This is a genomic window from Streptomyces sp. M-16 (genome assembly GCF_052114405.1).
Taxonomy (GTDB): Bacteria; Actinomycetota; Actinomycetes; order Streptomycetales; family Streptomycetaceae; genus Streptomyces.
Window position 1 is genome coordinate 1 of sequence record NZ_JBFRER010000085.1, and the last position, 13,427, is coordinate 13,427.

Annotated in this window: 13 protein-coding genes; 11 read left to right on the forward strand and 2 right to left on the reverse strand. The window is 73.4% G+C overall.

The window, feature by feature from the left end; all coding sequences use genetic code 11:
* On the forward strand, positions 1-1,778 hold a 1,778-nt coding region (locus AB4039_RS29855; protein ID WP_442272258.1), incomplete at its 5' end, for a galactose oxidase-like domain-containing protein.
* A gap of 15 nt (positions 1,779-1,793) precedes the next feature.
* Here AB4039_RS29855 and AB4039_RS29860 read toward each other — a convergent pair.
* Positions 1,794-2,315 (reverse strand): MarR family winged helix-turn-helix transcriptional regulator, encoded by a 522-nt coding sequence (locus AB4039_RS29860; RefSeq protein WP_442272259.1) that lies wholly within the window; start codon positions 2,313-2,315, stop codon positions 1,794-1,796.
* Between the two features lie 19 nt (positions 2,316-2,334).
* On the opposite strand from AB4039_RS29860, the gene AB4039_RS29865 reads away from it, so the two are divergent.
* Positions 2,335-3,258, forward strand: a complete 924-nt coding sequence (locus tag AB4039_RS29865; protein WP_442272260.1) for a DMT family transporter — start codon at positions 2,335-2,337, stop codon at positions 3,256-3,258.
* Between the two features lie 64 nt (positions 3,259-3,322).
* Positions 3,323-3,532: an acyl-CoA carboxylase subunit epsilon gene (locus AB4039_RS29870; protein ID WP_266836573.1), complete on the forward strand. Its 210-nt coding sequence runs from the start codon at positions 3,323-3,325 to the stop codon at positions 3,530-3,532.
* 17 nt (positions 3,533-3,549) lie between these two features.
* Here the strand turns inward: AB4039_RS29870 and AB4039_RS29875 are convergent, their stop codons facing one another.
* A complete protein-coding gene (locus tag AB4039_RS29875; protein ID WP_266836575.1) occupies positions 3,550-5,184 on the reverse strand; it encodes an FAD-dependent oxidoreductase in 1,635 nt (544 codons plus the stop codon).
* A 316-nt stretch (positions 5,185-5,500) separates the two neighbouring features.
* Here AB4039_RS29875 and AB4039_RS29880 point away from each other — a divergent pair, with 316 nt between their 5' ends.
* From AB4039_RS29880 to AB4039_RS29915, 8 genes are all read left to right on the forward strand, one after another.
* The gene (locus AB4039_RS29880) at positions 5,501-6,598 is read left to right on the forward strand and encodes a TcmI family type II polyketide cyclase (protein ID WP_266836577.1); all 1,098 of its coding nucleotides are present in this window, start codon (positions 5,501-5,503) and stop codon (positions 6,596-6,598) included.
* 106 nt (positions 6,599-6,704) lie between these two features.
* Complete coding sequence (locus AB4039_RS29885) at positions 6,705-7,151, forward strand: cupin domain-containing protein (RefSeq protein WP_266836579.1); 447 nt, start codon at positions 6,705-6,707, stop codon at positions 7,149-7,151.
* On the forward strand, positions 7,148-8,419 hold the full coding sequence (locus tag AB4039_RS29890) for a beta-ketoacyl-[acyl-carrier-protein] synthase family protein (protein WP_266836581.1): 1,272 nt from the start codon (positions 7,148-7,150) through the stop codon (positions 8,417-8,419). The genes AB4039_RS29885 and AB4039_RS29890 overlap by 4 nt, the downstream gene beginning before the upstream one ends.
* The gene (locus AB4039_RS29895) at positions 8,416-9,669 is read left to right on the forward strand and encodes a ketosynthase chain-length factor (RefSeq protein WP_266836583.1); all 1,254 of its coding nucleotides are present in this window, start codon (positions 8,416-8,418) and stop codon (positions 9,667-9,669) included. The genes AB4039_RS29890 and AB4039_RS29895 overlap by 4 nt, the downstream gene beginning before the upstream one ends.
* 76 nt (positions 9,670-9,745) lie before the next feature.
* Positions 9,746-10,000, forward strand: a complete 255-nt coding sequence (locus AB4039_RS29900; RefSeq protein WP_266836585.1) for an acyl carrier protein — start codon at positions 9,746-9,748, stop codon at positions 9,998-10,000.
* Between the two features lies 1 nt (position 10,001).
* Positions 10,002-10,484, forward strand: coding sequence for an SRPBCC family protein (locus tag AB4039_RS29905; RefSeq protein WP_266836587.1), 483 nt, complete (start codon positions 10,002-10,004; stop codon positions 10,482-10,484).
* 58 nt (positions 10,485-10,542) lie between these two features.
* Positions 10,543-10,875, forward strand: a complete 333-nt coding sequence (locus tag AB4039_RS29910) for a TcmI family type II polyketide cyclase (protein ID WP_266836589.1) — start codon at positions 10,543-10,545, stop codon at positions 10,873-10,875.
* Between the two features lie 382 nt (positions 10,876-11,257).
* A complete protein-coding gene (locus AB4039_RS29915; RefSeq protein ID WP_266836591.1) occupies positions 11,258-13,327 on the forward strand; it encodes an RICIN domain-containing protein in 2,070 nt (689 codons plus the stop codon).
* Positions 13,328-13,427: the final 100 nt, after the last annotated feature.

A 13,427-nucleotide genomic window follows, 5' to 3' on the forward strand; every position in this document is an offset into this window, starting at 1 on the left:
CCGACGGGCCGCGCCGGCCCCCGGCGCACGACGGCGGCCACGGGGACGCGCACCCCGGCGGGGCGGCCCCGACCGCGGCCGACCCCGCCGAAGCGGCGCTGATCGGCGAGGAGCACGCACGGGCCCACGCGGGGCGCCGCCGGGCCGCCCGGGACGCCGGCGGCTACCCGCAGGCCACCCGTACGGCGAGCCTGGCCGCGCTGACGGACTCCCAGGCCCGCGCCAACGCCGCGTTCCCCGCGGCCCGGTTCGGCCGGTTCGCCGAGTTCTTCCCCTCCCCCGACTTCGGGGTCCACCTCGCCCAGCTCCCCACCGGCAAGGTGCTGCTGTTCTCCTTCGAACGCGTCGAGACCGACCCCACCATGGAGACCGGCCCCACCGACCGGATCGGACGGACCAACGCCGGCCGCGCCTTCCTCTGGGACCCGGCCCGCGGAACCGGCGCGCGGGCCTTCAAGGAGGTCCGGCCGCCGACCGTCCTGATCCCGGACGGCACCCTCTCCCCGCGCCCCGCTCCGTTCTTCTGCGCCGGACACGCCTACCTGCCCAACGGGATGGTCGCCGTGTTCGGCGGCAACAACGGCGGCAAGGGGGGCAGCGGCGCCCGCCTCTCCTTCGTGTTCGACCCCTGGACCGAGACCTGGTACCGCAACCGGGACATGTCGGTGGGCCGCTGGTACCCCTCGGTGGTCACCGGCGCGGACGGCCGTCAGATCATCATGTCGGGCCAGTCCGAGCGCGGTACGGGCACCCCCACCCCGGTGGTGGAGCGGTTCCCGGCGAAGCGGCTGCCCGTCCCCTGGCGCACGTACGACATCCCCCTCGACATCGCCGCGGAACGCTTCCGCGCGGACGCCCCCTTCCGCAACGACTACCCGCACCTCTTCTCCCTGCGCGACGGCATGATCTACGGCCTGGGCCGCGACGCCGACCAGCAATGGCTGTTCGACCCCGTCAAGGAGACCCGCCGCGACCTCCCCCGGCGTCCCGCCGACTTCCGCGGGTACGGATCCGCCGTACCGCTCCCGGCCGGCCTGCGCGGCCCCGACTCCGTCCTGGTCCTCGGCGGCGACCCGCGCGATCCGAACACGTACAGGCTGTCGGGCGCGGGGTGGACCACCGAAGAGCCCCGGGCCTTCGGCCGCACCCAGGACGACACCCTGATCCTGCCCGACGCCACCCTGCTCACCGTCAACGGCGCCCTGAGCACCCGGGACTACGGCAACGGCCCCTTCAACCCGAAGGCCGACCTCAAGTACCGGCAGACCGAACTGCGCGGCGCGGACGGCCGCTGGCGGCTGGGCCCCGCCCAGCGGCTGCCGCGCGGCTACCACTCCAACGCCCTGGTCATGCCGGACGGCCGGGTCATGGTGACCGGTGACGAGCTCCAGCAGATCGCCAACGATCCCGACATCCGCGATGCGATGGACGGCAGCATCGAGCTCTACGAACCCGCGTACCTGCACCGGGGTTCCCGGCCCGCCCTCGACCGGGCCCCGGGGGGCGAGCTCCCCCACGGCGCGGCCTTCGAGGTGCGCAGCTCCACCGCGTCCGCCGTGCGACGGGCCGTCCTGCTGGCGCCGACCACGGTCACCCACGCGGTGAACACCAGCCAGCGCCACCTGGAGCTGCCGGTCACCGGGGTGCGCGGCGACACGATCACCCTGCGCACGCCGGCCACCCCGGCCGACGCGCCGCCCGGGTACTACATGCTCTTCCTCCTGGACGGGCAGGGCGTCCCCAGTACGGCGAAGTGGCTGAAGCTCGGGGTCCGCTAGCGGACCGGCCGCGGCTCAGACCTCCGCGGGCGGTTCGAGGCGGATTAGCCAGGCGGTGAGGAGCACCTCCAGTTCGGCGGCCTCGGCGGGGGTCAACGCGTCGAGGAGGGCGCGCTCGTTGCGGATGTGGTCGGTGAAGGCGCGGTCGATCACCTCGCGGCCCGCCGGGGTGAGGGCGACCACGCGGCCGCGGCCGTCGGCGGCCGACCGGCGGCGGGTGACCAGCCCGTCCCGTTCGAGCCGGTCGATCCGCTTGGTCATGGCTCCCGTGGTGACCATCGTGTGGGCGGCCAGCTCGCCGGGCGCCCGCTCGAAGGGTTCGCCCGCCCGGCGCAGCGCGGCCAGGACGTCGAACTCGCCCTCGCCCAGGCCGTGGCGCCGGTAGACGGGGGTGAGGCGTTCGGTCAGCAGCAGGCCGAGGCGGTGCAGCCGGCCGATCACCGCCTGGGGGCCCACGTCCAGGTCGGGGCGCTCACGGCCCCACTCCGCCTGGATGCGGGCGACGTGGTCCGGTGGGCCGCTCTTGATGTCTTCCATGGAAGGTATTGTAGCTTCCATGGAAGCGAATCTACGGTGGTCCCTGGTCACGGCGATAGCCCCGGTGGCCTGGGGCGCCAACTACTACGTCACCCGCGCGTTCCTCCCCGACGGCCACCCCCTCTACGGATCGGCGATCCGCGCCCTGCCCGCCGGGCTGCTGCTCCTGGCCGTGAGCCGCGAGCTGCCGCGCGGCTCCTGGTGGTGGAAGTCACTCCTGCTGGGCGTGCTCAACATGGGCGGGTTCTTCGCCCTCGTGTACGTGGCCGCGCAACGGCTGCCGAGCAGTGTGGCCGCGACGGTGATGGCGACCGGACCGCTGACCATGATGCTGGTCGCCTGGCCCCTGGTGGGCGAGCGGCCGAGCTCCCGGCACCTGGCCGGGGCGGGGCTCGGGGCGGGCGGGGTGGCGCTGATGCTGTTCACGGGCAGCGTGCCCACCGACGCGCTCGGGGTCCTGGCCGCCGTCGTCGCCATGGCGATGTCCGCGCTCGGTTACGTCCTGGCCAAACGCTGGAGCGCCGGCGCCGAGGTGCTCGCCTCGGCCTCCTGGCAGCTGCTCGGCGGCGGGCTCCTGCTGCTGCCTTTCGCCGTGGTGGTGGAGGGCGCGCCGCCGGCCGTCGACGGCCGGGCGGCGGTCGGGTTCGGCTACGCGGTCCTGGTGGCGACGGCCCTCGCCTTCACCACCTGGTTCGCGGGGCTGCGGCGGCTGCCCGCGGCCACCGTCGGATTGCTCGGGCTGCTCAATCCGGTGACGGGAGTGCTGCTGGGGCTCGCGGTGGCCGGGGAGAGCCTGACGGCGCGCCAGCTGTGCGGGCTGCTGCTGGCGGTGGCCGGCATCTTCCTCGGCCGCCCGGGGGCCGCGGCCGCCCCGCCCGCGCGCGTCGCCCGGTTGGCTGTGGACGGAGCTCCCCGGCACGACAGCCCACCTGCGGGCTCGTAGCGTCGTCAGCGTCGGCGCCGGACGGCCCGGCGAGGGTGAACTCTCCTGCCGGGAGGCCGTGCCGATGCGAAGCGACGCCGCCATATCGAGCCTGCTCCGGGTCCACCGGGGCACCGCCGAACCCGAGGAACTGGCCGCGGTCACCGTGGTGGTCGCCTGCCTAGCCGGCCGGGTCGCCCCCTCGTGCGACCGCACCGCGCGCACCGCGCACCACCGCCCGCGTCCGCGGCCCGCGGGCCACGGATGCTGGGCGGGGTGCTGGGCCTGCCGTTAGGCCCTGCCCGCACGGTGTCAGGGGCGGCGCAGCAGCCGCGTCAGCGCGTCCGTCAGGGCGGCCCGCGGGTCCGCGACGGCCCCTTCCGAACGCCAGGCGACGAACCCGTCCGGGCGCACCAGGACCGCCCCGTCGGCCCGCAGCTCGTGCAGCTCCGCCCAGTCGACGCCGTCCGGCTGGACCAGGTCGGCGTCCGCTCCGGAGCCGATCGCGTAGGCGTCCAGGCGCACGCCCGTCTGCTGCGCCACCTCCCGCGCCGCCTCCCGCCAGGGCGTACCCGGGCCGCTGAGCAGCACGAAGGAACGCTCGTAGAGGTCGAGGGCGGAGATCCGCTCGCCGGCCCGGGTCAGCCACATGTGCGGGGCGCGCGTACCCACGTCGCCCCGCAGCCGCATGGTCTCCGGGATGACCGGCCGGGACGGGTCGCCGCCGAGGACCGCGCCCTCGGGGTAGCAGTAGCCCATCGCGGTGGTGAGGACCCCGCTGCCCGGACCGCCGCCCATGGTGGGGGGCGGTACGTACCCGGGGTGGCTGTGTTCGGCCGAACGGGCCGAGGCGCGCTCGCTGGTGGCCCGGGCCACGGGGAGCCGCTCCTGCTCGTAGGTGTGCAGCAGCTCCGGTCCGGCGGCGCCGTCGAGGACCGCGGCGACCTTCCAGGCGAGGTTGTGCGCGTCCTGGATGCCGGTGTTGGAGCCGAAGGCGCCGGTCGGGCACATCTCGTGGGCGGCGTCACCCACCACGAACACCCGGCCGACGCCGTACTGTTCCGCGACCCGTTCGGCGGCGTGCCAGGGCGCCTTGCCGCCGATCTCCACGTCCAGGTCGGGCACGCCGATCGCCGAGCGGATCTGCTCCCTGCAGCGCTCGTCGGTGAAGTCCTCCAGGGTCTCGCCCGTCTCCGGGTGCCAGGGGGCGTGGAAGACCCACTGGGTCTCGTTGTCCACCGGCAGCAGCGCCCCGTCGGCGCCCGGCTTCATCAGGTAGCAGACGATGAAGCGCAGGTCGCCCAGGACGTCGGCGAGCCGCTCCGAGCGGAAGACGATGCTCACGTTGTGGAAGAGCTCGCCGTTGCCCGTCTGGCGGATGCGCAGCGCTTCGCGGACGGGGCTGCGCGGTCCGTCGGCGGCGATCAGGTAGTCGGCGCGGACGGTGAGGTGTTCGCCGGTCTCCCGGTCCTTCACCACGGCGCTCACACCGGTCTCGTCCTGGTCGAAGCTCATCAGTTCGGTGGCGAAGCGCACGTCGGCGCCCTGGGCGCGGCTCTGCGCGGCCAGCACCGGCTCGATGTTGTTCTGGCTGCACAGGCACCAGCCGGTGGGGCTGAACTTCTTGAGCGCGCCGGACGGGTCGACGGCCTTGACGAGCCACTTGTGCTCGCCGCCGACGAGCGACGACTGGGTCTGCAGGATGCCCTGATTGGCCTCAAGGGCGGAGGCTTCCTTGCGGATGGCGGGTTCGACGCCCGCCGTGCGGAACAGTTCCATCGTGCGGGCGTTGATCCCCCGGCCGCGGGGGTGGACCGAGGTACCGGCGTGCTTCTCGACCAGCAGGTGCCTGATGCCGTGACGGCTCAGGAACAGCGAGGTGGACAGGCCCACGAGGGAGCCTCCCACGACGAGGACCGGTACGCGGACATCGGCATGCTCTTCCATCGGCTGCGGGCTCCTGTTTCGTGTGGGGGGCAGTGGACGCCTTATGCCCCCGATCAGGGTTCTCGCCCTGGCGAGTCGCGTCTTGTCACCCGCTTGATCCGGAGATGTAGCGATCCGTACCCCGCCGGATGACGATGAGCGACAGCGGGATCCCTTTCGGCCACACCGCCCGCCGTCCCCGACCGCGGAGGCCCGCAAGCCCGCGGGACCCACCGGCCCACCGGCCGGCGGACCGCCCGCCCCCGGGCCGTTGCCGCCGATGACGCACCAGAACGCGTACGTGGCGGTCTCCGTGCACTCACGAAGGAGTGAGCAGATGACAACCACCCTGTCCGAACGGGTGTCGCAGTCCGCCTTCGACGGCTCCATGCTCCGGGTCGTCCTGCTGATGGATCTCCACGAGGGCGCCCAACAGCGCTTCTTCGAGGCCTACGAGCAGCTCCGGCACGACATCGCGTCGGTGCCCGGGCACCTGGGCGACCAGCTCTGCCAGTCCTTCGCGAACCCCTCGCAGTGGCTGATCACCAGTGAGTGGGAAAGCGCCCCGCAGTACCTCGCCTGGGTGAACAGCGAGGAGCACGCGGCGCAGGTCCGGCCGCTGGGCGCCTGCGCCCGCTCGATGCGCCCACTGACCTTCACCGTGCTGCGGGAGACCGGCAAGCGCTACGAGGCTCCCGAGCGGGCGCGCGGCGCCCGGCTCCAGAGCTCGCCCCGGCTCGGCGCGGGGATCGTCCGGCACGCGCTGACCTTCACGGTCAAGCCGGGCAGCGAGGAGAAGGTCGCGCAGATCCTGTCGTCCTACGACTCCCCGCAGGCCCGCGTCGACGACCACACCCGGCTGTGCCGCACCTCCCTGTTCATGTACGGCAACCGGGTGGTGCGGGCGGTGGAGGTCCAGGGCGACCTGACGGCGGCGCTGCGGCACGTGTCGGAGCAGCCCGAGGTCCGTGCCGTGGAGCACGCCATCAACCCGTACCTGGAGCAGGACCGGGACCTGGCCGATCCGGAGTCGGCGCGGATGTTCTTCATGCGCGCGGCGCTGCCCGCCGTGCACCACGTGGCAGCGCAGGGGCAGCAGCCGGCGGAGGTGACGCGGCACGCGCTCCTGTACCCGGCCAAGCCCGGATGCGGCCCGCTCGTGGCCCGCTTCCTCGCCCGGCAGGACGAGGCGGCGGCGAAGCTCCCCACGAGTCCCGTGCTCAGCAGCAGCATCTTCCAGCGGGACGACGTGGTGGTCCGCCTCCTCGACGTGGACGGGCCGGCCGACGGCCGCTTCGCCGGCGGCTTCGGCATCGAGGGCCCCCGCCGGGCGGCCGTGCTGCGGCGCCTGCTCACCGGGGATCCCGCCACCGCGGCCGACGCCCCCCGCCCCATGACCCCCATCACCGACCGGCGCGCGCCGGCCCGGGACTGATCCGGGCGCCGCGCGCCCGGAGCCCCCGTACCGCGTCCCGTCCCCGCCACCCCGTCCGGCAGCCCGTGCGCACCGCGGGCTCCCGATCCGCCAGGAGGAAGCCAGCATGACCAGACATCACCCGCGCATCGTCGACCTCAGCGAGACCCAGCCCAACCGCAGGCGCGGAGGTGATCTGCGCGCCGTGCTCACCCCGACGTCGGTGGGCTCGACCAGCGGGTTCATGGGACTGGCGGTGATGGCCCCGGGCGAGTCGATCGCCGAGCACTACCACCCGTACTCCGAGGAGTTCGTGTACGTGGTCGCCGGGACCCTGGAAGTCGACCTGGACGGCGAGCCGCACCCGCTGCGCGTCGACCAGGGGCTGCTCGTCCCGCTGAACATGCGCCACCGGTTCCGCAACGTCGGCTCCACCGAGGCCCGGATGGTCTTCCACCTGGGTCCGCTCGCCCCGCGCCCGGAACTGGGCCACGTCGACACCGAGGAGGCGCCGAACCCGCAGGCCTCCGGGTGGGCGGAGCGTCCGCCGGAGCGCACCGGAGTGGTCTCGTGACCCGCCGGCGGGTGGCCGTGACCGGGGTCGGTGTCGTGGCCCCGGGGGGCATCGGCGCCCCCGCCTTCTGGGACCTGCTGTCCAACGGCCGTACGGCGACGCGTGGCATCACCCTCTTCGACCCGTCCGGGTTCCGCTCCCGGATAGCCGCCGAGGTCGATTTCGACCCGGCCGAGCACGGCCTGAGCGAGGACGAGACGGCCCGCGCGGACCGGTACATCCAGTTCGCCCTGGTCGCCGCCCGCGAGGCGGTGGCCGACGCCGGCCTGGAACTCGACGGCGAGAGCGCCTGGCGCACCGGCGTCTCCCTGGGCACGGCGGTCGGCGGTACCACCCGGCTGGAGCACGACTACGTCGCGGTCAGCCAGCACGGCGACTGGTGGGACGTGGACCACCGGCTGTCCTCGCCCTTCCTGCACCGCGCGTTCACTCCCGCCACCCTCGCCTCGGCGGTGGCGGAGCAGACGGGGGCGCGCGGGCCGGTGCAGACCGTCTCCACGGGCTGCACGTCCGGGCTCGACGCCGTCGGCTACGCCGTGCACTCCATCCAGGAGGGCCGGATGGACGTGTGCATAGCCGGGGCGTCGGACTCCCCGGTCTCCCCCATCACCGTGGCCTGCTTCGACGCCATCAAGGCGACCTCGGCGAACAACGACGACCCGGCGCACGCCTCGCGGCCCTTCGACGCCGACCGGGACGGTTTCGTCCTCGGCGAGGGCGGCGCCGTCCTGGTCCTGGAGGAGCTGGAGCACGCCCGGGCCCGCGGCGCGACCGTCTACTGCGAGATCGGCGGGTACGCCACCTTCGGCAACGCCCACCACATGACGGGGCTGACCGCCGAGGGCCTGGAGATGGCAAGGGCCATCGAAACGGCCCTGGCCCAGGCCCGGGTCGGCGCCGGTGAGATCGACTACGTCAACGCGCACGGCTCCGGCACCAAGCAGAACGACCGCCACGAGACGGCGGCCGTCAAGCGGGTGCTCGGGGACCACGCCTACAAGACGCCGATGACCTCCATCAAGTCCATGGTGGGGCACTCCCTCGGCGCCATCGGGGCGATCGAACTCGCGGCCTGCGTCCTGGCGATGACCCATCACGTGGTGCCGCCGACCGCGAACTACGAGACCCCCGACCCCGAATGCGACCTGGACTACGTGCCGCGCACCGCCCGCAGCCACACCCTGCGCAACGTGCTGTCCGTCGGCAGCGGCTTCGGCGGCTTCCAGTCCGCGGTGGTCCTGACCCAGCCCAAGGAGGTACGCGCGTGAAGAGCCGTACAGCCGGCACGTCGGTGGCCGTCACCGGCATCGGGGTCGTCGCCCCCAACGGGATCGGCGCGGACGCCTTCTGGAAGGCGACGCAGGCGGGCGACAGCGTCCTGGACCGGGTGACCCGGCAGGGCTGCGAGCACCTTCCCGTGCGGGTCGCGGGCGAGGTCCGGGGCTTCGATCCCGGGGCGCTGGTCGAGGACCGCTTCCTCGTGCAGACCGACCGCTTCAGCCACTACGCGCTGGCCGCCGCCGATCTGGCACTGGAGCACGCCCGGCTGGGGCGGGCCGACTACGCGGACGACCCGTACGCGGTGGGCGTCGTCACCGCGGCCGGCTCGGGCGGCGGCGAGTTCGGGCAGCGCGAGCTGCAGCGGCTGTGGGGGCAGGGCCCCCGCTACGTCGGCCCGTACCAGTCGATCGCCTGGTTCTACGCGGCCAGCACCGGCCAGATCTCCATCCGGCGCGGGTTCAAGGGCCCGTGCGGGGTCGTGGCGAGCGACGAGGCGGGCGGGCTGGACGCCTTCGCGCACGCCGCCCGGGCGATCCGGCAGGGCAGCCGGGCCATGCTGGCCGGCGCGACGGAGGCTCCGCTCGCCCCGTACTCGGTGGTCTGCCAGCTCGGCTACGAGGGCCTCAGCACCTGGGACGACCCGGAGCGCGCCTACCGGCCCTTCACGGCCAAGGCGTGCGGGTTCGTCCCGGCCGAGGGCGGCGCGATGTTCGTCGTCGAGGACGCGGAGGCCGCCCGGCGGCGGGGCGCGACGGTCCGGGCCCTGCTGGCCGGCCACGCCGCCACCTTCACCGGGACGCGGCGGCCGGACGAGGACGGCGAGGGCCTGGCCCACGCCATCCGCGGTGCGCTGCGGGAGGCGGGCTGCGCGCCCGAGGAGGTGGACGTGGTCTTCGCGGACGCCCTGGGCACGCCCGAGGCCGACGCGGCGGAGGCGCGGGCGATCCGCGACGCGCTCGGCGATCACGGCTCCAAGGTGGCGGTGACCGCCCCCAAGACGGGGACCGGACGTGCGTACTGCGCGGCCGGCACCCTCGACACGGCCGCGGCCGTGCTGGCCCTGGAGCACGGGGTCGTGCCGCCGACCCCGAACGTGTTCGACGTCTGCCACGACCTCGACGTGGTCACCGGCAGCGCCCGGGTCACCCCCGTGCGGACCGCGCTCGTCCTGAGCCGCGGCCGGATGGGGTCGAACGCGGCACTCGTCCTCCGCAAGGGGCCCGAATCCCGCGCGTAGGGATCGGGACCCCAGCGGGTCAGGGCCGCGCAGGGTTCGGCGCGGCCCCCGGAAGCAGGAAGAGAGAGAAGGCACCATGTCCGACCGACTGACCATGGAAGAGCTGGCGACGCTCATGAAGAGCGCCGGCATCACCGTCGACCCCACCGAGCTGGCGAGTCGTCCGGACTCCCGGTTCGACGACTACGGCCTGGACTCGCTGGGCCTGCTGGGCATCGTCGGTGAGCTGGAGAACCGGCGCGGCCGCGCGCTGCCCACCGACGCGGACCGCTGCAAGAGCCCCCGCGAGTTCGTCGACCTCGTCAACAACAGCCTCATGACCGGAGCCTGAGATGCCTGGACACACCGACAACGAGATCACCGTCAACGCGCCCCTCGACGTCGTCTGGGACGTCACGAACGACCTCCCCAACTGGCCGGAACTGTTCAGCGAGTACGCGTCGATCGAGATCCTGGAGAAGGCCGGGAACACCACCCGGTTCCGTCTCGCCATGCACCCGGACGAGAACGGGGTGGTGTGGAGCTGGGTCTCGGAGCGGACGGTGGACCGCGCGGGCCGGACGGTGAAGGCCCGCCGGGTCGAGACGGGTCCGTTCGCGCACATGGACATCCACTGGGAGTACGGCGAGGCGCCCGGCGGCGGCACCCGCATGCGGTGGGTCCAGGACTTCGCGATGAAGCCGGACGCGCCGATCGACGACGCGGGGATGACCGACCGCATCAACCACAACTCCCGCATCCAGATGGAACTGATCCGGGACAAGATCGAGCGGCGGGAGCGCAGCCCCCGCGAGCGGGTGGCCGGCCGCCGCTGAGCCCGGCGCCGAGCGCCCCCGCCCTCCCCACCCTCCGAGTCGAAAGGCAAGCCTCCCGATGCACCAAGCCCTCATCGTGGCCCGCATGGCGCCCGGATCGGCACCCGACATCGCCAACCTGTTCGCCCACTCGGACGCGGGCGAGCTCCCCCGCCTGGTCGGGGTCAGCCGCCGCAGTCTCTTCCAGTTCGGGGACGTGTACCTGCACCTGATCGAGTCCGAGAAGGACCCCGGTCCGGCCATCGCGCAGGTCACCGGGCACCCGGAGTTCCGCGACCTCAGCGAGCGGCTCTCGGCCTTCATCAGCCCGCACGACCCGAAGACCTGGCGGGGCCCCAAGGACGCCATGGCCACCCGGTTCTACCGCTGGGAGCGGGACGCCGCGCGTTAGTCCGTACGGGTGCCCAAGCCGGCGCCGCACCGGCCGGGCGGCCTGGGCACCCACGGCCACGTCCGGATCCCCGTCGCGCTTCACCGCTCGTGACGGGGAGAATTCGGCAGGTAGTTTTTACATGAATACCTGACTGAATTGCCGTCAATAAGCATTGCCTGCTTATCTCGATTTGATAACGACATCGCCTGAAAAGGCCTGGACCTTTCCGCGCAACGCGCGTAACTCCCTTGATTTCAAGGCAAGTTGACAGTTCATCAAATCAAGCCACAAGGTAACGGATAGATTTCCCGGACCCGGCTCCCGTTTGTCCGAATTCTCCGCGGCTCCCGTCTGGCAAGCTTCCGCGCACCCACTCTCCTGACCAGGACTTGAGGTGCGCATGACAGCACGATCCACCGGCCGACGCCGCAGACAGCGTGAACACCGGCGCAAACCGCGCAGGTTGATACTCCTGACCGCCGCCATGGCCACGGCGGCGATGATCGCGGGCGGCATCGCCTACGCGGGACTCGACGCGGACGCCGAGGCAGGCACCCCCGCGCAGGCCTCGGGGGCCGGCGCGCCCGCCGAACCGGCCGCCGCACCGGCCCGGGACGCGGAACCGGCCGCCCTCTCCAGCGCCCCGGCGAACGAGAACGCCCGCGGCATGATCTACGACGGCCTGGAGGCCGCCCCCAAGGGCGACCGCTGCGTCGGCGTCTACCGCACGGACGCCGGACTCTGCACCCACGGGCCCGACGCTCCCCCCGGGGGCGTGGACATCAAGCAGGACGTCCAGCCCGTGGTCCGCACCAAGGCCCCGGCGGCCGACCCCGCGGCGCCCGCCTCCGCCGACCCGGCGGCCACGGAAGGCGGCGGGCGTCCTCAGGACGCGCCCGCGGCCGACGCCCGTACGGCCGCCTCCGCGGCGGCCCCCGCCCCGCCGGCCTCCGGCAGCCAGGGCATCGCGGCCGGACCGGCCGGACAGACCGTGCAGTGCGACGGCGACGGGACCTCGGGCAACCGGGTCCAGGTCGTCTACGCCCACGGCCCCGGCCGCGACCGCTACGCCGAGTACCTGGCCTCCTTCCGCAAGTGGGCGGCCGACGCCGACCTCATCTACGCGGCCAGCGCCAAGGAGACCGGCGGCATCCGGCACATCCGCTACGTGACGGCCGCCGACTGCACCCCGTCCGTGATCAGCATCGAGCTCCCGGACTCGGCCCTCGCCGAGTTCAGCGCCACCAACGCCGCGCTCGCCGGCAAGGGCCTGGACCGCCGCGACCGCAAGTACATGATCTTCGCGGACACCCAGATCTACTGCGGCATCGGCACCTTCAACGGCGACGAGCGGCCCGGCCAGAACAACCTGAGCAACTTCGGCCCCTCCTACGGGCGCACCGACTCGGGCTGCTGGGGCGGCCACACCGCCGCGCACGAACTCGGCCACAACCTCGGCGCGGTGAACAACAGCGCCCCCAACACCAGCCGTGGCGCGCACTGCACCGACGAGTTCGACGTCATGTGCTACTCGGACACCCCGTACTACCCGCAGATGCGCAACGTCTGCACGAACCAGGCGTCCGAGAACATCCTGGACTGCAACCACGACGACTACTTCCACACCAGTCCGAAGCCGGGCAGCTACCTGGCGACCCACTGGAACATCGCCGACAACCAGTTCCTGATGCGCACCGACGGCGGCGACACCGGGCCGAACCCGAACCCCGGCCCGACGGCCAAGCCCACCCCCTCGCCCTCGCCCACCAAGAAGCCCACGGGCGGACCGGTCGTGACGGCCGGCCAGGTCCAGGCCGACTCGGTGGTGCTGAGCTGGCCCCGTACGGAGGGCGCCGCCTGGTACCAGGTGCTGCTGAACGGCAAGCACCTGACCTGGGTGCAGTCCACCTCCCTGCGCGTGTACGGCCTGCGCGCCGACACCGGCTACACCGCCGCCGTCTCGGTCCGCGACACGGCCGGCCGTGACAGCGGCCCCGGCAAGGCCACCTCCTTCCGCACGACCGCCACCGGCGGCGGCGCCACCACCCCGGGCAGCCGCTACGTGCTCGGCAACGGCAGCAGCGGCATGGCCGCCGAGGTGTGGGACGGCCGCACCGCCGACGGGACCGTCCTGGTCGCCGGCCGCACCAACGGCTACGCCCAGCAGCAGTGGTACTTCGACGACGCCGGCAGCGGACTCGTGCGCATCCGGTCCGCCGTCTCCGGCAAGTGCCTGCAGCCGGGCGGCGCCCCGGCCGCCGGGATGTGGGTCTCCCAGCAGCCCTGCGGCAACTCCGCGTCGCAGCAGTGGCGAATGACCACCAAGGACGGCTCGACGACCGTCTCCGACCCGAGCGGCGGCTTCGCCCTCGCGGTGAGCAACCGTCCCTACTACGGGAACTGGCTGCTCGAACTCCAGCGCGCGGACGGCCGTCCCGCGCAGGCCTGGACGGCCCGCAAGGCGGGCTGACCCACCGCTCCGGAGGGCGGCCTCTCCCCCGGCCGCCCTCCGGCTCCGCTCCCCCACGCATTCCCCACACGCTTCCCCCCAGGCCCCCCACGCCCCTCGC